Source organism: Sporosarcina sp. FSL K6-1540 (assembly GCF_038620285.1).
GTDB classification, from domain to species: Bacteria; Bacillota; Bacilli; order Bacillales_A; family Planococcaceae; genus Sporosarcina; species Sporosarcina psychrophila.
In genome coordinates, this window is record NZ_CP152018.1 from 2,827,881 (window position 1) to 2,850,953 (window position 23,073).

Annotated in this window: 21 protein-coding genes, 1 pseudogene and 1 riboswitch; of the genes and pseudogenes, 9 read left to right on the forward strand and 13 right to left on the reverse strand. The window is 39.0% G+C overall.

Annotated features, from left to right (window positions below; translation table 11 throughout):
- Positions 1 to 99: 99 nt before the first annotated feature.
- A complete protein-coding gene (locus tag MKY15_RS13395; RefSeq protein ID WP_067206758.1) occupies positions 100 to 624 on the forward strand; it encodes a 5'-3'-deoxyribonucleotidase in 525 nt (174 codons plus the stop codon).
- A gap of 118 nt (positions 625 to 742) precedes the next feature.
- Here the strand turns inward: MKY15_RS13395 and MKY15_RS13400 are convergent, their stop codons facing one another.
- The 3 genes from MKY15_RS13400 to MKY15_RS13410 form a co-directional block, all read right to left on the reverse strand.
- On the reverse strand, positions 743 to 940 hold the full coding sequence (locus MKY15_RS13400; protein WP_067206759.1) for a hypothetical protein: 198 nt from the start codon (positions 938 to 940) through the stop codon (positions 743 to 745).
- Positions 941 to 1,038: 98 nt separating this feature from the next.
- Positions 1,039 to 1,866 (reverse strand): DUF418 domain-containing protein, encoded by an 828-nt coding sequence (locus tag MKY15_RS13405; RefSeq protein WP_342537744.1) that lies wholly within the window; start codon positions 1,864 to 1,866, stop codon positions 1,039 to 1,041.
- A 307-nt stretch (positions 1,867 to 2,173) separates the two neighbouring features.
- On the reverse strand, positions 2,174 to 2,806 hold the full coding sequence (locus tag MKY15_RS13410; RefSeq protein ID WP_067206763.1) for a TetR/AcrR family transcriptional regulator: 633 nt from the start codon (positions 2,804 to 2,806) through the stop codon (positions 2,174 to 2,176).
- A gap of 226 nt (positions 2,807 to 3,032) precedes the next feature.
- On the opposite strand from MKY15_RS13410, the gene MKY15_RS13415 reads away from it, so the two are divergent.
- Together MKY15_RS13415 and MKY15_RS13420 are read left to right on the forward strand one after the other, a co-directional pair.
- On the forward strand, positions 3,033 to 3,578 hold the full coding sequence (locus MKY15_RS13415; protein WP_067206766.1) for a hypothetical protein: 546 nt from the start codon (positions 3,033 to 3,035) through the stop codon (positions 3,576 to 3,578).
- A 41-nt stretch (positions 3,579 to 3,619) separates the two neighbouring features.
- A complete protein-coding gene (locus MKY15_RS13420) occupies positions 3,620 to 4,537 on the forward strand; it encodes a PhzF family phenazine biosynthesis protein (protein WP_067206769.1) in 918 nt (305 codons plus the stop codon).
- Positions 4,538 to 4,633: 96 nt separating this feature from the next.
- On the opposite strand, the gene MKY15_RS13425 is transcribed toward MKY15_RS13420, so the two are convergent.
- Positions 4,634 to 5,662: an NADP-dependent oxidoreductase gene (locus MKY15_RS13425; protein ID WP_342537745.1), complete on the reverse strand. Its 1,029-nt coding sequence runs from the start codon at positions 5,660 to 5,662 to the stop codon at positions 4,634 to 4,636.
- Between the two features lie 232 nt (positions 5,663 to 5,894).
- Between MKY15_RS13425 and MKY15_RS13430 the strand changes: the two genes are divergently transcribed.
- Positions 5,895 to 8,081 (forward strand): S-layer homology domain-containing protein, encoded by a 2,187-nt coding sequence (locus MKY15_RS13430; RefSeq protein ID WP_342537746.1) that lies wholly within the window; start codon positions 5,895 to 5,897, stop codon positions 8,079 to 8,081.
- A gap of 17 nt (positions 8,082 to 8,098) precedes the next feature.
- Positions 8,099 to 8,201, forward strand: a riboswitch (TPP riboswitch).
- 220 nt (positions 8,202 to 8,421) lie between these two features.
- Complete coding sequence (locus MKY15_RS13435; protein ID WP_342537747.1) at positions 8,422 to 9,687, forward strand: acetylornithine deacetylase; 1,266 nt, start codon at positions 8,422 to 8,424, stop codon at positions 9,685 to 9,687.
- Between the two features lie 851 nt (positions 9,688 to 10,538).
- Here MKY15_RS13435 and MKY15_RS13440 read toward each other — a convergent pair.
- The 5 genes from MKY15_RS13440 to MKY15_RS13460 form a co-directional block, all read right to left on the reverse strand.
- A complete protein-coding gene (locus tag MKY15_RS13440; protein WP_342537748.1) occupies positions 10,539 to 11,603 on the reverse strand; it encodes an LLM class flavin-dependent oxidoreductase in 1,065 nt (354 codons plus the stop codon).
- A gap of 23 nt (positions 11,604 to 11,626) precedes the next feature.
- Positions 11,627 to 12,268, reverse strand: a complete 642-nt coding sequence (locus tag MKY15_RS13445) for an NAD(P)-dependent oxidoreductase (protein ID WP_342537750.1) — start codon at positions 12,266 to 12,268, stop codon at positions 11,627 to 11,629.
- A gap of 138 nt (positions 12,269 to 12,406) precedes the next feature.
- A complete protein-coding gene (locus MKY15_RS13450) occupies positions 12,407 to 12,835 on the reverse strand; it encodes an Rrf2 family transcriptional regulator (protein ID WP_067206781.1) in 429 nt (142 codons plus the stop codon).
- Between the two features lie 920 nt (positions 12,836 to 13,755).
- Complete coding sequence (locus MKY15_RS13455) at positions 13,756 to 14,382, reverse strand: LysE family translocator (RefSeq protein WP_342537751.1); 627 nt, start codon at positions 14,380 to 14,382, stop codon at positions 13,756 to 13,758.
- A gap of 96 nt (positions 14,383 to 14,478) precedes the next feature.
- Positions 14,479 to 14,850, reverse strand: a complete 372-nt coding sequence (locus MKY15_RS13460; protein ID WP_067206789.1) for a hypothetical protein — start codon at positions 14,848 to 14,850, stop codon at positions 14,479 to 14,481.
- Between the two features lie 294 nt (positions 14,851 to 15,144).
- On the opposite strand from MKY15_RS13460, the gene MKY15_RS13465 reads away from it, so the two are divergent.
- The 4 genes and pseudogenes from MKY15_RS13465 to MKY15_RS13480 all read left to right on the forward strand — a co-directional run bounded on the left by MKY15_RS13465 (position 15,145) and on the right by MKY15_RS13480 (position 17,308).
- Positions 15,145 to 15,900 carry an NRDE family protein gene (locus MKY15_RS13465; protein ID WP_342537752.1) on the forward strand — a complete coding sequence of 252 codons (756 nt, stop codon included), beginning with the start codon at positions 15,145 to 15,147 and terminating at the stop codon, positions 15,898 to 15,900.
- 198 nt (positions 15,901 to 16,098) lie between these two features.
- Positions 16,099 to 16,189: pseudogene (locus MKY15_RS13470) on the forward strand (hypothetical protein); the annotation flags it as partial.
- A gap of 141 nt (positions 16,190 to 16,330) precedes the next feature.
- On the forward strand, positions 16,331 to 16,747 hold the full coding sequence (locus MKY15_RS13475) for a DUF948 domain-containing protein (protein WP_067206796.1): 417 nt from the start codon (positions 16,331 to 16,333) through the stop codon (positions 16,745 to 16,747).
- Positions 16,748 to 16,774: 27 nt separating this feature from the next.
- A complete protein-coding gene (locus MKY15_RS13480) occupies positions 16,775 to 17,308 on the forward strand; it encodes a DUF948 domain-containing protein (protein ID WP_082786505.1) in 534 nt (177 codons plus the stop codon).
- Positions 17,309 to 17,355: 47 nt separating this feature from the next.
- Here the strand turns inward: MKY15_RS13480 and MKY15_RS13485 are convergent, their stop codons facing one another.
- The 4 genes from MKY15_RS13485 to MKY15_RS13500 all read right to left on the reverse strand — a co-directional run bounded on the left by MKY15_RS13485 (position 17,356) and on the right by MKY15_RS13500 (position 22,644).
- Entirely contained in the window at positions 17,356 to 17,805 is a 450-nt protein-coding gene (locus MKY15_RS13485; RefSeq protein ID WP_067206799.1) for a DUF948 domain-containing protein, read from the reverse strand.
- Positions 17,806 to 17,820: 15 nt separating this feature from the next.
- Positions 17,821 to 18,240, reverse strand: coding sequence for a DUF948 domain-containing protein (locus MKY15_RS13490; protein ID WP_067206802.1), 420 nt, complete (start codon positions 18,238 to 18,240; stop codon positions 17,821 to 17,823).
- Positions 18,241 to 19,316: 1,076 nt separating this feature from the next.
- On the reverse strand, positions 19,317 to 21,293 hold the full coding sequence (locus MKY15_RS13495) for a methyl-accepting chemotaxis protein (RefSeq protein WP_342537753.1): 1,977 nt from the start codon (positions 21,291 to 21,293) through the stop codon (positions 19,317 to 19,319).
- Between the two features lie 736 nt (positions 21,294 to 22,029).
- Complete coding sequence (locus tag MKY15_RS13500; RefSeq protein WP_342537754.1) at positions 22,030 to 22,644, reverse strand: YIP1 family protein; 615 nt, start codon at positions 22,642 to 22,644, stop codon at positions 22,030 to 22,032.
- Between the last annotated feature and the right edge of the window lie 429 nt (positions 22,645 to 23,073).

The window sequence follows — 23,073 nt, forward strand, 5'->3', positions numbered from 1 at the left end:
CGAAGGCTACCCCTATGAGGAGCCGAGCGTTGTTGAGAGGATTCTTTATGTCAACATATATAGTAGAATCATGAGATGAATCATAAAGGGGTAAATACTGTGAAACGTATCGCGATAGATATGGATGAAGTCATATCGCATTTTAGCGCTAAATGTCTAGAATTATTTAATGATGAATTTAACGAAAGTTATACGGACCACCATTTGCATGGCAAGAAACTCATAGAATTAGATGCTAGATTTGAAAAGAAAGTGGACCACTATTTAGCAAACGAATTATTTTTCTTGGAGTTAGACGTGATAAAAGATAGTCAAGAAGTGATAAAAGAATTAAGTGCTTGCTATGAAATATATATTGTAACCGCAGCAATGGAGTTTCCAGCTTCGTTAGCACCAAAATATCGCTGGTTAAAGAAACACTTCAGTTTTTTGAATGAAAAGAATTTCGTCTTTTGCGGCGATAAAAGCATAATTCTTGCAGATTATTTGATAGACGATACGCCAAGTAATTTAGAAACATTTCAGGGGAAGGGCCTACTTTTCACAGCTCCACATAATGTCCATACAACCGGATATACGCGATTAAACAATTGGAAAGATACCGCGGATTATTTTCTTAAGTAAATTAGTGCGATAGAATCAAAAATAACCCCTCATCTTCATCAAAGGAAGAGAGGGGTATTATAAATTTAAGGTATCTGGTGCTGATACAACCCTGAATTGTATTAGTACCAGATACCTTTTATTTTTTATTATCCTTCATCATTTGTGAACCAATCGCGCCTACTATTAAAATGATCAATGAAATGATACTGTAGTCTTTAAAAAAGGTTGTAAACGGAATATCCAGAAGTCTAAACACAAGTGTAATAATTCGTCCTACTAATAATCCTAGTCCAATCATTACCATCCAATTAAATACTTTCTCTATAAAATTCATTGTAATCTCCTTTTTCTTGAGTAACTTCCTTCACACAATCGCTTTCTTAATTAACAACCTTGGTGCATCCTAAATTAACGACTATCCCAATCAGTAAATCAAGTACGATAAGACAGCTTTCGCAACAAGGTCTCCGCAGGACCTCTCACATTAGCGCGACGCATGAAATCGGCGCTGACTACTGAGAGGAGCCAGGTGAATAACGCGATGACATCGCTGCCGGCTTGGCCCATATGTGCACCTAGACCGCCGGCATACGGAGCAAAAACAGCGATGAATACGACCGATTGAAAAATGTAAAAGGTCATCGAGCGCTGTCCTACTGCGGCGATAGCCATAGTGATGGGTCCTCGTTTTTCCCCAAGCTTGATGACTAACAATCCGATAAACGCTGCCCAGCCCAATCCACCTGCATAGCCAGTACCGGTGTGTAGAATAGTAGCGAACGTCTGCGCTCCAAACGATGGATTAGTCCAATACTGTGAGGACATCAGTGCCAACGGGATTGCTCCGACAGTAGCGAGACCAATACCAATCATTGAAGTGCGCACAAGCAAGAGCAGGTGTTGCTCCGGATTATCGAGGATTCGCCGCCGTGCCGCCAAAATTCCGATAAGCATGCCAGGGACGACCTGATAGACAAGCAAAGGTGTGTAGATAATCCACTCCGGAATACGGATAGCGCTAGCGAGAAATGGGTTCTCCAGCGCTATTGAGGAGAGTACAGCGTTATCTACTAAGGCGTCGTAACCACGAGGCATCAATGAACCAAAGATTGCTACTAGAACAAGAAATATTCCAGCAATCCATAACAGCTTCTTGTCTGATGCACGGAGGAATCCGACCAAGAGAAGGGTAGCCAGGCCATATAATGCTATGATATCTTCGAATAATAGTGCTACATGCAAGAAACCGATGAGAATCATCAACCAGCCTCGCCGGCGGAACAGCTTGCGAATTGAAATCCAATCGTTACCTTTTTCTTCCTGACGAAGCATGAGCTGGACCATACCGTAGCCAAAGAGGAGAAAGAACATAGGGAATGCACGGCCGTCAACTAAGACTTGCCGAAACAATACAACGATCTGGTCAACCTTTGTGATTTCTCGATCGGCGGCGTATAGAAATACGTGGGCGTGTGCCAATGCGATGAACAGTAGCATAAAGCCGCGGGCAAGATCCGGAGCAAGCTTCCGATCATAATTGGAGATAGGATTTGACTTTAGAGTAACGTTAGTCAAATTTGTTACCCTTTACTGCCTGATTAACAATTTTCACGAGCTCGCTGCTATACGTATCCAAGTCGACTTTTTTTGTTATAGCAGTGTGAGCCATATACTCTCCGATAGCTCCTTGAATCATACTGGCCATGACTACTACATTAAAAGATCCGAATTCCCCTTGTTTTTGACCATAATGTAGTATTTGTTGTAGTTCATACATGATTTGGTCCTCTTCATCATCGCCTAATTTATAGTAGGGAATGTTATCGGGCGTTCTGGCATTAAAGACAATTTCTATCAGAGCCGTATAACGTGTCGGATGCGTACCTTGATATGCTAAATTTGCCGCTATGAATGTATTCAGTTGCTCAAAAGCTGTATTTTCTCGACCAACTCTCTCTAAGATATAAGATGTTGACCCTTCTACAAGATTCATCAGAAGGTGGTTCATCAAATCGTTCTTATCCGAAAAATGGTAAGAAATTAATGCGGTACTGATGTCCGCTCTTTTAGCAATTTGAGAAAGGCTGGCTTTTAAGTATCCAATTTCATCAAGGGTTTTAATTGCTGCTTCCACAATTTGGTCACGTCTTGCTTCTGCGATAAACGATTTTTTTCCTTCAACTTTGTTATCTTCCTTCATTTATATGACCTCTATTATTTATATACATTATGATTCCTCCAAGTTAATTTGATTGTACAATCAAATTTTTAATTGATCACTCAATCAAATTTTAACACGGAGAAATTTCACGGTCAATTTATTAATGAAGTATGGCGATAGATATATGAGGGGGTTCACTGTATATTTATCGGTAGGATGTAATGTCGTAAGTAAATAACTTTTTATTGAGAGGGAGATGAATCAAGTGGACAGTGTAACCCGATCCTACTTTGAAAACCTAGAAGCAAAGGACAAAAATGTTCAATTTGAAGCGTTTAATGCTATTAATGCAGCTGTAAAAGAAGAAGTGGACTGGGCTTATGAAGTTTGGGACGAATTAAAGGAATGGCTAACAGATTCCGATAATCATCGAAGATCTAGGGGTGCTCAGTTCCTAGCTGGTCTTGCGAAAAGTGATCCAGAAAAACGTATATTAGGCGATTTTCCAGCGTTATGGGAAGTGACCAAAGATCCGAAATTTGTTACAGCCCGACATAGCTTACAGTCGATATGGAGAGTGGGCTTAGCTGGAAAGGAACAAAAACAACAAGTGATTCATCATATAGTGGAACGTTTTCAAAACGGTGTGCATGAAAAACATTACACCTTGATTCGATTTGATATGATTCAAGGCTTGAAAAATTTATATGATGCATTAAAAGAGGAAGAAATTAAACAGATAGCAATGGGTTTGATTGAGACAGAAGAAGATATCAAATACCGTAAGAAGTATATGACTGTATGGAAATGAAGAGTGGATAATATATTTATTTTAGGTGGGAGAAATGAAGAGTGAAATCGATAACTATTTACCATTATGACGCATTTAGTAAAGAGCCAAACAAAGGGAATCCTGCTGGAGTAGTGCTGAACGGGGATGATTTAACAGATTTTGAGATGCAAGAAATAGCTTACAGGGCAGGTTTCAACGAGACTGCATTTTTAGTCAATTCGAATGTGGCTGATCTTGGAATACGTTATTTTTCACCAGGACAAGAAATGGATTTATGTGGACATGGAACAATTGCTGCTGTATATGCTTTAAAGTCTAAGAATTTATTGAATGATAAGAGTAAACTAACAATTGAAACGAAAGTAGGGATTTTACCTATCAGAATAGATTCACAAGCGGATGGTGAGGAATACATAACTATGAAACAAGATTCCCCACAATTAAAAGACTTTAGCGGTTCGTACGAAGAATTGGCCCATTCAATCGGAATTAATAGAGATGATATAGAATCTGATTTACCCACTGTATATGGTAGTACAGGTTCATGGACATTGTTAGTTCCAATTAAGAAACTTAGCATTTTTAATAAAATGAAAGCTAACAATGAGCTATTTCCATCCGTATTAAAAGAAATACCTAAAGCATCTATTCATCCTTTTTGTTTGGAGACGTACGATCAAAATGCAGATATGCATGCTCGTCATTTCTCTTCACCATATTCCGGTACAATTGAAGATTCCGTTACAGGAACAGCCTCAGGAGTGATGGGTGCTTATTACGCCGAATACATAAATAGAAACTTCGAAAACCATCTACGTATTTTAGTAGAACAAGGACATGAAATGGGAAAGGATGGTCGTGTACTAGTTAAAGTCTCGAAAAATGAAAAAAGTTATGATATTGAAATTACAGGAACTGCAGTATATGTAAAAGAGCTTGAAATAGTTTTTGTTACGAACAAACACAACAAGGTTTAGATTTTTTGACAAAACAAAATCTCCTCATTTAGTAACCTGAGGAGATTGTTGAATAAGTATTTGGAAGTTGCAGGTCATGCTATTTCACATTAAATGTTAAAGTTTCGCGTATTCAGGATTAGCCACTTTTACGAGCTGTTTTCCCAGATTTGTTCCTTTAAATAAACCAAGGAATGCTTCTGGTGTATTTTCAAATCCATCAACAATTGTTTCTTCATATTTCAGTTTACCTTGCAGTAGCCATTTACCTAAGTCTGTAAAACCTCTTTCAAAATCAGTAGCAAAATCACCTAGTGTGAAGCCCTGCATCATAGCGCTGGTCTTGATCATGGCGGATTGGATACGTGGTCCTGTATCATTTCCTTCCGCGTTGTAGGAAGAAATTGATCCGCATAATGGAATACGAGCATTTCGATTTAGCATTGTAAAAACAGCGTCTGAAACGTCGCCGCCTACATTATCGAAATAGACATCTACTCCATCAGGTACGGAATTTTTCAAATCTGTCCAGAAACTATCCTTTTTATAATTTACAGCTGCATCAAAGCCGAGTACATTCAATAAGTAGTCAATCTTTTCATCTGAACCTGCAATACCTACTACTTTGGCACCTTTGATTTTCGCGATTTGTCCAACTACTGATCCAACTGCCCCGGCAGCCCCAGAAACGACGACCGTTTCGCCTTCTTGGGGTTTTCCGATATCAAGCAATCCAAAATAGGCAGTTAAACCTGTCATGCCGAGAATACCTAAATGTGTTGAAATAGGTGCCATTTTAGGGTCTATTTTGCGAATTTCATTTGGAGTAGCTACGGAATATTCAGCCCAGCCAAGATTCCCAACAACGACATCACCTTGTTTAAAGGCGTCTGACTGGGATTCAACTACTTCAGCTACGACACCCCCTGAAATGACCTTATTCAATTCAAATGGAGCAATATATGACTTGGCATCTTGCATTCTTCCACGCATGTATGGGTCAACAGATAAATAAAGCGTCCGTACTAAAATTTCATTTACTTTTGGTGAGGGAACTGAATTCTTTACAAAGGTAAAGTCTTCTTTCGCAGGCATTCCTTTGGGACGATTTGCTAGGTGAATTTCCTGTTGCATCAATTGCTTCATTGCAATTCCTCCTTTGTAGTTTGCCGAATTAGTTGGCAAGTGAAAACCCTAACACTCAAGAGTTACTAAGGTCAATGATTATGGACTGGTGTTTCTTTTCCATTGAATTGCTATTGTTCAGCCTTGCTTTCTCCTGTGGATGAACTCCAAAATAGTATCCAAAAGTGTTATAATTATACTTAACTATAATTTGATGTTATTAATTTTAACTAAAGGAGGGCTTTAAACAAAAATGAAGAAAATAACTACACTGTTTCTCGCTTTAGCATTAACGGTAGCTTTACCGACGTCAGCTACTGTTGTATTAACAGCTAACGCGGCAGAAGCTCAAGTCGTTAAATCAGAAGACGTCACGACAGCTGCAAAATTTACGGATATTCCAAATAGCCACTGGGCGAAAAATGAAGTTATGCAACTTGTAGAAATGGGCATATTGACGGGTTACGGCGATATGCAATTTCGTCCGGATCTAGCAATGACAGTTGGAGAGGCTACTCAATCTTTTACAAAAGCGGGATATGAATTTTTAATCAAAGACGTGACAGGCAATTCTTTTGGTATGGAAGAACCTTTAACACGTAGGCAAATGGAGTTGGCATTAGTAGATGCATTTAATTTGCAAGATAGTGCATTAATCGAATGGCCAAGTCTTATTTCATTGGATAAAGGAAGTGTAGGCGCAGTTCCACAATACAGAATTATGCCAGGCATACAAAAAGGTCTATTCAATCACGGATCACAAGTAGACCGCGCTACTTTTGCGGTGATTCTGCATCAAGTACTTGTGGAGAAGGGGAACATTGCAACTACCAAAAAATATGAATTAACGAACTTAGAGCTGTCGCCTAATTTTACTCGGATTCCCTCTGCTGTGAATTTAATGAAGGTGTCATTTGATGAACATCCGATTTACCTAAGATCGACAGAGAATATACTTTTCACGAATCATACGAGAATCGATAACTCATTTTCACGAGATAATATTTACACTTATGACATCGGTATAGAAGGTGCGACCATTGAGTTAACGGTTCGTTCATTTGATAATGGCGATTACTTCTTATTTTCGAAAATCATTAACCCTACTGAATCTGCTGTAACAGTAGATGTCATTCAAAAAGAAAATGAAGTGGCTTCATTTGAGCTAAACCGTTATGATAAATACAAGATTAAACGTAATGATAAAGACGTTTTTGGCAGTGACACAACATCCTATCCGACAGGTTTACTCCAATTTGTGAAGCTAGATGGATCAGTGAAGGAGCGGATGGTTGGTCAGTCTTATTTGTCAAAGCAATTGTCATTAGAGTATGAGAATGATGGCTACAGTTACATGCGTCAATTGCTCGGTGAAAAAGAGGCACTGTCTTATGCTCAGGTTGGAACAACATTATTATCTGTGCATACGTTAAATTCAAAAGGCAATGACATTGTAGATCAGTGGTATATGAATGCGGATGACCAATTATTTGCGAATGAAGAGAATATGGAGAGCTGGATGCTTGAGTCAGCTAAGTATTATAAAAAACGTAATAATTGGTACACGGCGGGTGGCCCATACAATAAAATGGCGATAACCACAGAGCCAATGCCTGACACAGGGCAAGGATATGGGCGGAACTTACTTCTATTAAAAGAAGATCGTGCGCTGGTTTTATATAATGAGCAAGAGGATCGTTATTTTGAGAACTTAATTTACAACTCATTTGTTAACTTGAAGAATTTCAAAGGTGACAAAGATTATTGGGAAACAGAAGTTACAAGCACCTATTTGAAAGATTTATATGACATTACAGCTCCATTCATTGATACACGTTTTAATGAGCAAATCGCGCTTTTCTACTATAATAGTGGTGCTGATTTTGGAATTGAGAATGCGAAAGAGCCATTGCGTAATTATGCTGACTTACTAGTCTCACAAAAAAGTAAAGGAAACGTCATTCCTGTGAATGACGAGTCTTACTACATCGCGGATTACTTCCCGATTGCACAGCAAGTAACGACACATGCCTCTATGAATCATGTGTTGGGCGGTATGAACGTTTTACTCATGGCTTATAATGAGTTCGGTGATCAGAAGTATTTAGATACAGCGCAGGCTATACAAACAGCGATTGTAGCGGATAAAGATGATTGGATTCGTGATAATGGCGATATTTGGTATCGTATTTCCGCATTACGTGACTATAAAGGCGATGATTACAAGCATCTGACTTTAGAGGATTTAATAAATTCGTACAAACTTTGGAAAGATATTGATCCGACGTATTTGCCTTTATTAGAAGAAATGATTGCTTCAAAAGCTTCGTTTTTATCGAATGAAAATTTAGGTTACACAACTAAAATAAAGAACGGGTTACGTGATATCGACTTATCGAACTATCTTCCTAAAGGGGAAGAAAGAACAGATGCATTGTGAAGAAGAAAAAACTAAATAGATACTGCTAGGGGAGCCGTTTAGGCTGAGACACATCATAGATGTAAACCCTTCGAACCTGATCTAGTTCATACTAGCGTAGGGAAGCAGCTGAAACTCTACACTCAATGTCTTTATATACGTAGAAAACAGCCGCCTTCCGATTATGGAAAGCGGCTGTTTTCTGTTCCAGTGTATATATGTTGAACAAATGAAATAAAGATAGTGAACTGCGCGAAGGCGCATTACAAGGGCTAGCGCCGTAGTGAATTCAATGGAATTCTTTATTACAACGTATATAGATTCACCTACCAAAAATATAGATAAGGGATGGATGAGTAAAATGGAAAATAGAATTAGTAACCTAGTTGATGAACGTCTAGAGGAGTTAGTGCAATTGCTAGCGGACCTCGTTCGTTTCCCGACAGTTAGTCCACCGGCAAGAAATACAACAGGCGTACAGCGGTATATTCAAGATTTTTTAGCACAAGAAAAATTTGAAACGGTTAGTTGGGATGTATTTCCTGGCGACCCGAACGTTGTAGGCGTTAAAAAGGGAACGGATGGAAACCTGTATAACAGCCTAATCATTAATGGACATATAGACGTTGCGGAAGTGGGGGATGAAACAGAGTGGACTGTGCCTGTCTTTGAACTAACGACTAAAGATGGCAACGCATATGGGCGAGGAACATCCGATATGAAAGGTGCAGTAGCGGCGACTTTACTAGCCGTTAAATTATTAAACGAACTAGGTGTGGAACTGAAAGGTGATTTGCAAATTCAGACTGTCATTGGGGAGGAAGCGGGAGAGGCTGGAACACTTTCATGTATGGAAAAAGGCTATACAGCAGACTTTGCACTTGTAGTCGATGGCAGTGATCGTCAAATCCATGGTCAGGGTGGTGTGATTACCGGCTGGATAACGATTAAAAGTAAGGAAGTTTTCCATGATGCAATGAGGATGAGTATGCTTCATGCAGGCGGTTCGGTTAATGGGGCTAGTGCGATAGAAAAGATGATGAAGGTTATTGCTGGATTACAAGATTTAGAACGTCACTGGGCTGTGACAAAAAAATATCCGGGTTTTGCGCCTGGCACCACTACTATTAATCCAGCAGTTATAGAAGGAGGAAGGCATGCAGCTTTTGTGGCGGATGAATGTCGGCTCTGGATCACCGTTCATTTCTATCCGAATGAAACCTATCAATCTGTAACAAAAGAAATCGAAGAGCATTTGAACCATGTAGCAAAAGCAGACACGTGGTTAAGAGAAAATCCCATTCACTTTCGCTGGGGTGGAAAATCAATGATTGAAGAACGTGGAGAAATATTTCCGGCGCTTGAAATGAATGCGGACCATGCAGCTGTTCAACTTCTTGCGCATTGTCATGAACAAACCGAAAAAAGTCCTGCAATAATAGGTATGTCGAGATCAGTAACAGATGCGGGCTGGCTAGGAGCAGCAGGAATTCCAACTGTTATCTATGGTCCTGGAAAGTTGGAAGAGGCACATTCAGTCGATGAAAAGATAAACATTGAAGAATTAGTGGTATTTACCAAGACGCTTATGTTATTTATAAATGAGTGGTGTAATACGAAAAAATAGGAGTGCAAGTAATCTCCCCATTCATCTACTACTATTAAACTGTTACATGTTGAACAAATGGATGCCTATATAAACTAAGCGAAGGCGCCTTACAAGGGACAGCCTAAACCTTAAGAAAAGCTTAAAAGTCTACGTTTGACTTGTACATTTGCGGCTAGCTTTGGACGAAATGATTACAACACCTTTACCGCGGGTTAAATGTGGCTGGAAATGCCAGCTACACTCTTTTCGGTAATCCTGTTACAACTAACTGTCCACCACATACCTACAATGTTTAAGTGGAAAATGCAACTACTTTGGAAGATGGAAGAATAACTACCTTTCTATAAAAGTTGCAAGTGCCCGAAGATGAAATTTCGGGCACTCTGCTGCATTTAACAAGCTTTCCTTACTTACTTTGGCAAAAATCATACAAGTAACAATGTGATGCCATATAGAAAGTGACCCTTTCTAAAATACAAAAAGGAAATACTATAGAGTGGGATTAGGCAGCCAAAATTGCATCTTTGGCTGCCCCTTTATGGATAGGAATGTAGTTATTCACTCGTTCCCAAAAGCATCAGAACTTAGTGTAGCTGTACCTTTGAAGAGCGGCGGACGAAGGGCCCCCATACAATTAACGAAAAAGCAGCGTAGGATGCGACAAAGTCGCATCCTACGCTGCAAGAAATTCCGATAATGGTGCAGTAGTCGTTCAGTCCAAAGCGATTCAAAAGCACATGTACATAAGGCTTCTAGTGTTTTATCACAAAAGTAAGCAGTCATGTGTTTCAACATATAAATAAGTGAAGCTATTACTTATACGGTATCAATTGATTTCTATGTTTCCAGATAGATTATTATGAGATACCTTAACGAGCCGTTTCACGCCGAACGATCGGAGCTACTTGTGTTGCTAACATTTCAATACTCGCTGCGACTTTAGAAAACGGCAAGCCGCCGATATCCATTTGTGCAATGAATCGTTGATGTCCAAATAGTTCGTGTTGGTGGAGAATCTTCTCAATTATTTGCTGAGGGCTGCCGACAAATAATCCGGTTTCGGGACTGGCCATATAATTGAAATCAGAGCGGGATATTCTCGTAATCATTCCATGTTGTTTGTTCACATATCCCCAATAATTTGCATAGTAAGGATAAAATTCGTCTTTCGCTTGTTGGGATGTCTTTGTTATATACGTATGTCCTGTTACAGCCACTTTTAAATCCTCTAAACGATGTCCGGCACTTATGCCAGCTTGGCGATACAAATCAACAAGTGGTTTGAAACGAATTGGATCCCCACCAAGGATAGCTAATGCTAAACCAGTTCCAAGTTTTCCAGCTCGTATTGCACTATCAGGTGTTCCACCTACACCAACCCAAATCGGCAGTTTATTTTGAACAGGGCGCGGGGCAATCATAGAATTAGTTAAAGGCGAACGGAATGACCCATTCCAATTGACGATTTCATTGGTATTCAATTCTTGAAGCAGTCGTATGTTTTCATCGAACAGTTCGTCATAATTGTTTAAGTCATGACCGAATAACGGAAAAGATTCAACGAATGCACCACGACCTGTAATAATCTCAGCGCGACCATTCGAAATTAAATCGAGTGTAGCAAAATCCTCGAATAGGCGAACAGGGTCGACTGTGTTCAAAACAGTCGTTGCACTCGTCAATTTAATACGCTTCGTGTTTTGTGCCACTGCCGCCAGAACAACTGGCGGAGCTGATACGGCATAGTCTAAGCGGTGATGCTCACCGACACCAAAAATATCAAGTCCGGCTTCTTCAGTCAGCTTTCCAATAGCCAATACTTCATGAAGGCGCTGTTGAATACTTATTGTTTTTCCAGTTAGGGGATCTGGACCAAGATCCCCAAATGTATATATTCCAATTTCAATTCCGGGTTTCCTAGTTTCTGTTTGCATTGTTCTCATCTCCTAAAACTAAGTTATTCCGCTTCAGAAACAAGGGTGAAACGTTCATTTATATGTTGAGGATTTTCGATTTCATCAAGAACTGCAATTGCATAGTCAGCATAGCTTACATAGCTGTCACCTTTTGAGTTCACGATTAAATTGTCTTTTCCTTTTTGATACGAACCCGTTTTTTTTCCTTCAGGATTAAAGAATGCTGCTGGGCTAATGAATGTCCATTTAACTCCACTCGTCTTTTGCAGGTCTTCTAAGTTCTTTCCTTGATTGGAAGCAGTTGCAAAGTATTCTTCAGGGAATTCCGGTGTGTCAATTAGACGGATGGTTTTTGCTTCATCTACAAACAAGCTTCCCGCGCCACCTACAACAATTAATCTTGTTTCTGGAGCGCCTTCAAACGCCTCTATTAACTCTCTTCCGGCATCTAGATGAAGATGTTCCTGTCCTGCAGGAGCACCGAATGCATTTACAACAACATCAAATTGACGAAGGTCTTCAGCTTGTAGATCAAATATATCTATTTCGAGGGCGACAACATTTTCTTCAGTTAGTTTTGCTGCATTTCTAACGATAGCTGTTACTTCGTGTCCACGGTCATTCGCTTCTTTTACAATAAGGCTTCCTGCTTTTCCTGTAGCTCCGATAATTCCAATTTTCATGTTTAAATCCTCCAGTAAATTAGTTTTTTTATGCACATAAAATAATGCGCGCCTAGTGATTTGAAGCCATTGGCTATAATTAATCCAACTGTAACTGTAATGGTTACAGTTACAGCGACGGCTAAAAAATCGAATGAACTATCCGATTTTTTGTGTTAATACCGATACTAATTCTTCCATCGTAATTTCATGTAACACAGATTCCATCGCTTCTTGAGCTCGAAGTAAAATCAGCTCAAGAACTGCCTCAATGTTGGCGCCAACCGGGCAATTTGGATTTGGTTTTTCATGAAATTGAAAAAGTTCGCCTTCTTCCACGACTTCGACTGCTCTGTACACATCGAGTAAAGTAATATCTTTTAAAGGTTTTTGAAGCGTAGCTCCCCCAAGACCTTGCCGAACTTGAATAAGTCCTGCATTTCTTAGTTTACCAATTATTCTTCGTATGACTACAGGATTTGTATTCACACTTTCCGCAATCCATTCCGAAGTACAAAGCTCGTTACTTTCAATCGCCACGAGGGATAGAATATGAACTGCAACTGTAAAGCGACTACTGATTTTCATTGCAAGTAACCTCCCGGTGTAATCATTATAGTTACAACGCGTATTGATTGTCAATTGTTATTATTCAAGTGATGGGGAGTGGGTGTTATAAAATTAAAGAACCCCGTTGAATCTCTGTGGAACTCAATAAGGAGAGAGTATTAATTCGGGGTGTGGATTGTAGAACGCTTGGCGCTTTGGGGATGCCTTTGCCGCACCTGCGCTAGGGTGTTCATGATCGAAAGAAATGTGATTTTGAGTTGTATATGGAGAGATTGTATTGTGATTACTAGTTGATACTATATAAATTGAAATAAAGAATTCCATAGAACCGCTACGGCGCTAGGGGATGCCTCACGCCATAAGCCAGATGAGGTATTCTTTAACCTATCTGGAATAACCTCTTGGCATTAACTGTATAATTTCTGCAAAGAACGCAGAAATTATACAAACCGAACTCTTCGTTGTTCGGTTGGCTACCCCTGTTAAGGCGCCTTCGCTCAGTATATATACCGGATTCAACATATATAATTATAGTCTAGAAAGACGCAATCTAGGTTGCAGATTTCATCACTAATAATGAAATGCGCTTTCTCACATAGAACATCCAGCGAAGGCGCGTCTTCGTGGTAGCCGAAGCGATAAGACTGAAAGGGGTCTTCTTTCTGGCTTATCGCGGGAGGCATCCACAAAGCGTCGAAGCGGTATTGGTAGGAGTTCTATTTTATACTAGGTATCAGACTTTTCAACAGCCTCCCAAAAGCCTTGTAAAGTGCATACGCCATATTTATTTGTTCAACATAAATAGGGTGTTTGATCTTGATACAGAGCTGGAAATTATGATTTTAGGGACTTATACTAAACAAGTTTTAGAGACCCGGTTCTTGTTAACTTCACGAAACCTCTTATTGAAAAATGTAGTTATCTAGACCAATAAAGTGTTAACGACTTTGAAAAATGACTTTAAAACCAATGCCGATATAAACTAATCCTAAAATTTTTCCGCCCCACCGGCCAATCCCTAATCTCGGCTTCATCAGTCGCCCAATCGTACCCGTACCAATTGCCAAAATTGTTGTATAGATCATACTCAATGCAACGAAAATAATGCCTAGAATTAGAAATTGGATAAAGGTTGACCCATTTTCCGGCTTTACGAATTGTGGGAAAAAAGCTAAAAAGAAAAGAGCAGTTTTCGGATTCAAAGCTTCCACCAAAATACCATGCCCGTAAGCGCGTGATGCTGACACCTGTGAAATATCAGGCATCTTGGTTGTCGAAGCTTTTGCCAAAATCGCCCGAATACCCATATATAATAAATAGGACGCTCCTGCGAATTTCACAGCATTGAAAGCAACCGCGGAAGTCATTAGGATTGCTGAAAATCCGACAGCAGAAAATAACGTATGAATGAAATCACCTGTTGCTATGCCAAGTCCAGTCATGATTCCGGTTTTACGACCTCCCTGTGCCGCCCGGGTAATCGTTAATAAGACAGCAGGTCCTGGTATCAAAAACAATCCGATGACGACGATAATAAATGCGCTCAAAGTAGAGATATCAAGCATTTCACCACCCCTTTCGACTATTTTAATAAACAAACTAAATTTAAGACCGCTGGTACAGACAAAATTCCGAATTGCATTAGTGCCAAATGCCTTTTTTTATTCTCCATACTTTCCCTGGTTTCTCGCTTCAATATAATAGCCATCTAACTCTACTGCTATTGCTTCGTTAACATTTATATCTTTTATCTTATATAACTTTGTACCTTTTGGAACGAAATTTGAAAAAACCCCTTTATAGTATCCTTCATTTTCTACATACTTTTTCACCGTGCCAATTTCTTTCTCTACATCAACAATAACCGATTTATCAATTTCGTATATATCTTCGTTCCATACTACAAAATGGAATGCCCAATCTGTGCTACTCTGTTTACAACCTACAAGCAGTGTGAAAAAAATAGTGTAAAATATAAAGGTTGTAATTTTAGCTTTGTTCAATGTTTTTTTATTTTTAATTTCTAACATCATAGTTTTAATTCACCTCCTAAATCTAAGGTACCCACTGAATTATTAGTGGAAATATGTAAAACAATTGATTGCTATATCTAAATTACTTGCAGAAAAATAAAAAATACCAATTGTAGAGAGGGAAATGATGACTCAATCAGTGCCCTACACTATCAAAAGGAGCATAGATTATTACTAGTGTGAACGAAAATTTAGTCTTTTGTCAATTTCTAACCGAATGAATATATGTTACATCATTGTTCAGAAACTTAGTATTGATTCAATGTATAATAAAGGTTAAAAGGACGTGAGAAAGTGTGTCTGATTAATTTTCATTACGATGAACATCCGACGTACAAATTGATTGTAGCCGCGAATCGAGATGAGTTTTATGAACGTCCGACAGCTTCCGCAGAATTTTGGACGGATCAGCCTGATATATTGGCAGGACGTGATTTATTGCATATGGGGACTTGGCTCGGTATAACGAAGTCTGGTCGATTTGCAGCATTGACGAATTACCGTGATCCGGGAGAAGCTAATGCCGACAAAAAAACGCGGGGGGATATCGTCACAAATTTTTTGGCGGGGAACGTGTCGCCCGAAGTTTTCCTCGAAACGTTAAAAGAGAGAAAAGATGATTATGCAGGATTCAACATTCTCGTTGGTGATGCTGATTCCTTATTCTACTTTTCCAATAAGCAACCAGAAATTATGGAAGTATCCGCAGGGACACATGGTTTGAGCAATCAATTTCTAAACACTGCTTGGCCGAAAGTGGTGAAGGGGAGAACTACACTTCGGGATTATGTATTGGAACACGCTATTATTGATACTGATGCACTGTTCGAACTCATTTCTGATGCTGACGTCGCGCCAGATGCACTATTGCCGAATACGGGGGTAGGCTTGGACCTCGAACGGCAACTATCACCGCTCTTCATCAAAACTCCTAATTATGGAACCCGTTCGTCTACTGTTTTGTTAGTAGGGCATGATCAAAGCATTACTTTCGTTGAGCGTACTTTTGTAAACGGAGAATTGGCGAATGAAAGGAAGTATTTCATCTGATGTATTTACCACAAATACATATACAGAATTCCGAATATCTAGTGTGCAAGTTGCCAATCGATTCAGTTGATCGGAAACATTTTTCAGTCTTAATTGAAAAAGCTATAGAAAGCTCAAAATAGACCCTAACATTTTATAGAAGTACGACCATTTTAGGGACCAGGGTTTCCAAGCGAACGGTGCGGTTGTTACAGGTCCAGTCAAAGAATTAATGAAACTGCAAGAATTAAAAGGAATTCATTGCGTTTCATTAGGTGAAATTACGTATTGGAATTGGGATGCAGAATAAATCTGTTAGAATGAGATAAAGTGGTTGTTTGTGATTAGGTAGAAAGGATTGATTTTTAACTTCTGATTAATCATAAAAATACTTATGTTTCATGGGCCATGTCTAAGTGGTATAAAATGAGAAGGAAGGAGCTGCAGATAAATGGCTTTCATACATATTAGCGTGTTTATCGTAGCAATCGCGTTTGCGCTTGTTTCAGTATACTTTGCAAAATTGCTTTTCCGCGTGTCAGGTATCATTGGGACTGTTGGAAAGACTGTCAGTACGTTTGAAACTAAACTGGATAAGTCGGTTATTGAATTGGAACGAACGATTGCGGAGGCAAATACTACGGCAACAGATATTGAAGAAAAATCACTGGCATTAAATAGTGTTTTTTATACGGTCAAGCATGTTGGGGATTCGTCATCATTATTGAGTGAGGAATTGGAAGTGCGAACTGAGCGCTATGCACAAAACTCTTCATTGCCGGGGATAAAACCGTTCGTGCGCGTCATTCAGTTTTCTGAATTCGCTTCAAGCCTATTAACTTCTTGGCAACGTGGAAAACGTACTTAATTTAAAAAATTGAAATGAGGGATGGATATGGATTTAATGGGAATCGGCGTATTGCTGATTGGAATCGCGTTATTGGTACTTGCCATTTATCTCGCACGCGTATTGAATAATGTTGCTTCTATTTTAAATGGTGTTGATAAGACAATTGAACAACTACCAACTCAATTGGACGGCATCTTACAGGAGACAGGGAACTTAATCCAAAATAGTAATAACACTCTTGCTGATGTCAATGAAAAGCTTGGAACGCTGTCACCTTTGTTTCATATCGTCGGTGATGTTGGTGAGTCTACAAGGATATTGTCCTCTTCACTTGTCGATTTGACTGCTTCCGCTAAGAATAAAATGAGCGAAGCAGATAGAGACAAGCAGGATAAGAGATTGGGTGGTTTATATGGTACTGCCGCTCTCGGATTCTATACAATGAGAAAAACTAAAATGGCTAAAAAACGGTCTGGTGTAATTCTTGGGAAAAACTTGTATAGCGAAGGTGAGAAACATACAATTGCTATTAATAAGATGAAAGAAGAAGCAAAAGAGGCTGTTAGTAGGGGAGAATAAAAATCGTGTGGAGGGATTAAGATTCCCTTCACACGATTTTTATTTGCTTAATTTGATTTTGTTTTAGGCATTTTTTCTGAGATTTCGTGTCTCTTCTGTGAAAGGAAGAATAGGAATGACAGTAGGCCAAAGATACCTTCATACTTTTTGCTTGTCACAAATTCCTTTGCGCCAGTAGTTTGTTGTTTTAACGAAGTTGTTTTATCAAGAGCAGCGGATGTGAACTTTTCTGCCTCTTTACCTACCTCTCCGATAATGTGGAATACTGGACTAATATCAGTTACTTGTTGATTGACGTTAGCGAGTGTCGTATTGCTTGCTTGAAGTACGGTCGTGGCTTGGCTTGTTACATCGTCTAATACCTTTGGCAGACGATCTGTTGTCTGTTGGAGGCTTCCAAGTACAGACGCTAGTTTTTTAATCGGTTTCAATAAATAAATGACGAGTATAGCAAATGCGATTCCGATAATGAGTACACCAATACCTAACCAATCCATATTGAATCACCTCATTTAATTTTTATGCTTTTCCTTTTGAAAACGGTAATAAACCCGTGCCGCTGTCTCAGTTAGAACCGTTGCTTTCTCCATAAAATCACGATATTTTTCGGGAGGTGTAGCAACATCATCCGAAATCGCAAGAATCGATCTGTTCATATGATCCGTGGAGTTTCCAAGTTTTTTTGCAGAGTCGGATAAGCTATTCAATGTTTGTAGTTTGTTTTCCGCATCATCGGCAATTCGGTTCGTCTTTTCCATCAATTGCTCGGATTGTTCAGTGATGCCAGTGAGTTTCGTCTCAACCCGTTTCAGTGTTTCTGAAACCTCTCCCATGGTCTGTTTTGCACTTTTTAATGTGATGATAACAAAAATGACAATAAGCAATAAGGATAAGGATGCAATGAGGGCACTTACATATAAAAGAATTTCCATTAATACTTCATCTCCAATTCGGACTATATATGTTGATATAAAGAATTCCATTGAATCTGCTGCGGCGCCTTCGCTGAGTTTATATAGAGATTCATTTGTTCAATATATATAGTAAATTATCTTTATCTCTTTTCTACCACTATACAGCCCTCACTAAACACTTACAACAGTTTGGATGCAGTTGAACTCGGATTTTGGAGTTGTCATTTAGGGTAGGCGGAGGGGAGGTTCAAATAAGCTATAGAGCATAGTAAGATAAAAACTTACGTCTGTTGATTAACCATTTAGTTGCATAAAATACTGGTGAGTAGGGCTTAATGATCTTGATTTTCACTGGACTATTTTCGGCCCGCTTTCGGTTAACTATTCATGACAGATTTACTGAGGGGTCCTAGTGTGGCTAGAAGTGTCTCCGTCACTTCTAGCCACACATTTTTCAGTAATCCTGTTGTGAATTGTTGCCTGTCGCGTCCCTACAATGTTCAAGTGAAAAATGCAGTTATGTTTGAATGAAGTGAATAGATGACTTTCTATAGAGAGTGTAAGTGCCCGAAGATGCAATTTCGGCCACTCTTGCACGTTGTACAATGCGTACCTTGCTTACTTTTAGTAAAGATTATGCATCTAATTCATGTGATGTCTTATAGAAACTGACACATCTTTAATAAAAAAGTGAAAACCATATAGGAAGCATCAGCCGCCAAAATTGCATCTTTGGCGGCTTTTATCCAGGTAGATGCCCCTCTATTTTTTCGTCCAAAAAAGATTCAGCACTACGAGTACTTTGGATTTGGATCACGACGGATAAAGGACCAGCATACGATTACCGAAAAAATGTGTAGGGATTCGACAAAGTCGCACCCCTACACATCCAGGCATCTCGGTAATCGTATAGAAGTCATTCTATCCAAAGCAATCCAAAGCAATCCAAAGTCAACTATTCACGTAGCGCCCAGTAGCTGATCATGATATTCACTGGTTACTATTGGTTAATTAATAGACGTGATAAAAGCTCAACTTTCTCTATTCATACAAGAGAAAGTTGAGCTTTTAATCATGAAGAAATCTAAGGTTTATTAATACTTAAACTTGGAAATCAATTCTTTTAATTCTTCTGCCATAAAGGATAGTGATTCAGCCGATGAAGAAATTTCCTCCATCGAAGCTAGCTGCTCCTCTGAAGATGCAGCTACTTCTTGGGAAGCAGCTGCATTGCCTTGCGCGCTGTTTGCAATTTCATTTGCCGTGATAGTGACTCCTTGAACAGCGCCGGCTACTCTTTGAGCAGTGGCCGAGACTTCTTCCATTTGAGGTGTGATCTCTTTCATACTGTGAATGATGTGATTGAATTTCTCAATGGCTTCATTTGATACATCTACACCTTCTTGTACATTTTCCGTAATACGTTCCATGATTTCAACGGAGTTCTCTGTATCTACTTGAATGCCTTCCACGATTTCACGGATTTCTTTTGCAGAGTTCTGAGATTGTTCCGCTAGTTTACGAACTTCATCAGCTACAACAGCAAATCCTTTACCATGTTCACCAGCTCTTGCAGCTTCAATAGCGGCATTCAAAGCAAGAAGGTTTGTTTGTCCCGCAATATCTGTAATTACATCCAAAATCGAACGCACTTCCTTAGATCGCTCATGCAATGATTTGGTGATTGTGTTCGATTCAATAACAGATTTATGAATTGATGTCATTTGATTAACCGTATCTGTGACCGCTTGACCACCTATTTCAGCTTCAGTCGTTGCACGATAAGATAGTTCAGAAGCCATTGTAGAACTTTCTGCAATTTGCGTGACATCAATAGAAATCGCAGCTAATGCATGTGCAGCGGAGTCTACACCATCTGTTTGCATTTCTGCACTATGTGCTACTTCTTGAATGGAAGTTGCCACTTGTTCTGTAGCATCGCTTGTTTGTTCCGCACTTGCCGATAACTCTTCAGCAGAGGATGCTACTAATTCTGCACTCTTTTCAACGTTTTTAATTAACGTTCTGAGACTTTCCTGCATGTCGTTAAATGCTTGTCCTAAATGTCCGATTTCATCGTTAGTTTGCACATCGATATGCTGTGTTAAGTCTCCTTGGCTTATTGTAATCGCTTTTTCTTTTAGATCTTTGATTGGATTAATGATGGATTTAATAATAAAGTAAACAGTTATCGCTCCTATAATGATCGCAAGCAAGATGATCAAAGCGGTCCTTTGTAGAATAGGTAATGCTACAGCATTAATCTCTGAGGTGGCTACAGATCCCGCGAGCTTCCAACCGGTTAACTCATTGGTTACGAAAGCCGTTAATCTTTCTTCACCATCGAACTTAGCGTCAAACTGTCCGATTTCCTGAGCATAAAGTTTATCGGATAAGCCAATATTTACTTCATTTCCGGCAGCTTCGGTAGGGTGCGTGATATATTTTTTACTTTTGTCTATTAGAACGGCATATCCTGATTTACCTATTTTTACTTGATTGGTTATATTTTGTAAATGATTCAAGTTGATATCTACTGCCGCAACCCCAGAACCATCTTTTATTACCTGTGAAAGGGTAACAACCATTTCATTTGTACTCGCCGAAATATAGGGATCGGAAATAATGACTTCACCTTTTTTGTCCATTGCCTCTATATACCAGGGTCTTTTTCTAGGGTCGTAATCCGCAGGAATCCCTACTTCAGGTTCTTGTATAAATAAACCTTTGTCAGTACCTATATAGATGATTTCGGCTTCCGGATGTAGTTCTATGTACTGAGTGAAGATTTCGCGTAGTTCAGGACTACTATCTCCCTGGTATAGCCTTGAAGTTATATTTGTAGAAAAGGTATTTATATCATGTGTTTTTAGTTGCATCGTATTATCAATTGTTGAATTTAATAAGTTGATATTTTCAGTGAAACCAGCCAATATCTCAGATTTAACCGCGTCTTTGGCCGTCATATAAGCCAGTGCTCCAATAATAATTGCAGGGATAATTAATACGATTGCAAAAGATGTAATTAGTTTCGTTTTAATGTTTCGCAGGCCCATTAAGATTTTTTTCATCCAGCTAACCTCTTTCTCTAACTTTGTGTTTTAAGTCTTTGGAAATAGGGATAATAGTGCTTGATTGCTCAGGTGACTACGTGGAAATACGTAGAACTAAGGAATCATATTTATCCACTAACTTTAGCATACTACTAAACGAAAGAATTGAACATGTCATAATATTCTATATGGTTTGATTAATTATTTTGAAATAATAAATAGGAGAGAAGAAGAAAAAAATTATACTGAAACGAGGGGGATATTTTTTGTGATATTAGTTGAGAATGCAATATTACCAAAAGGGGATTCGGTTAAAATACATTTATATGGATGAAATTAATGCAATTCAAATGGAAAAATAAGGGCTTATTTATTTGACTAGAAAAGTAATGCAATTTTAATAGTGAACCAATTTACTAGAGTAATAGCGTCATTAGGGGGAAAACATAGAAGTTTGTCGTTTAATCAGTAGTTATTTTAAAGGTAGGTAACCTTCGGATTAAATACTATAAATTAGGCACTATTTATTTGGAGTTACTAGATGTTATACCTCACCCGTATAACGAACAAATCTAGCGAAGGAGCGCCACTAATGAAAGGCAGCACATCCGCATACTACAGGCGCCGGAGCAATAAGATCAAGGAGGGATGCAGTTCAATCCCTCCTATGTGATCTTCTGGCGAGCTTATTACGTGAGGCCATCACCATGCGACAAAGCGTTGTTGGAAGAACAGTCTATTTGTTAAGTACCGACTACATAGCAAGAAGTATTGAAAATATGGATCCAAGGATAATGATTGAAATAACGACTATAAAACACATAAATAACATCATTGTGCCAAATCCGCGCCATGCAGAGAAGTTGTGAACAATTCCAATTGCTTTACTCTCGACAACAAGCCCGAAAATAGAAATAGCTAACATAATCCAGGTTTGAAAGAAGAAGAAGCCTACGGACATATTCGTACCTAACGGGCCTGTTGGAGTAGCGAAAAGCTGCTGTCCGTAGAGGGAAATTGCAATGACTCCTATAGGCGCTGTCCAAATCATAGGAATTGCACTGGCTCCGGTTGCAAGGCCCATTTTCCGCATTGTCCCTGTTCCACCTAATAATTTACCAATCCACGTATACGCAACTATAACAACTCCCCAGCCTGCCAGCCCTGAAAGCAAGCTAGAAAAAAGAACGACAACAAGTGTTGTAAATAATGACAAACCGTTAAAAAGGCCTAAGTCTGCAAATGCCATAATGCTATTGATAAGCGCGGAAATGGAAATTAGGATAAATGGATACATCATTGATTTATGACCAATAATGTATCGAATTGTGGTGCTTGGCTGTGACCAAATCGAAAATAGCGGATTCATTCTTAAATTGCTCCTTTCCGTCAGTTTTCATGATTCACTTTTCTTTTTTATATATTGGGAAATTAGGATGTCTGCATATTAGTTGACTGGAAATGACGAATCGATAGTCATCTCTATTATTTATATTGTATGAGATGCAACCCAGTGCAGGTCACTATTTACCATTACTCTACTGGGGGAAATCGTGCTAAATATGTTGAACAAATGAATACCATATAAACCGAACGAAGGCGCCTAACAATGGGATTCTTTATTTCAACCTATATAACCAATAAAAGTGACCTTGACGAGTAGAAAATAGTTATATAAGATAAATCAGTATAATCAATCGGATTAAAATACAGATAATTGTTATGTGAACTGAGCTGAATTCATTCTGCATAGAGTCTACACATATTACTTTTTATCCCGTTGAAATAAAGGGGGAAT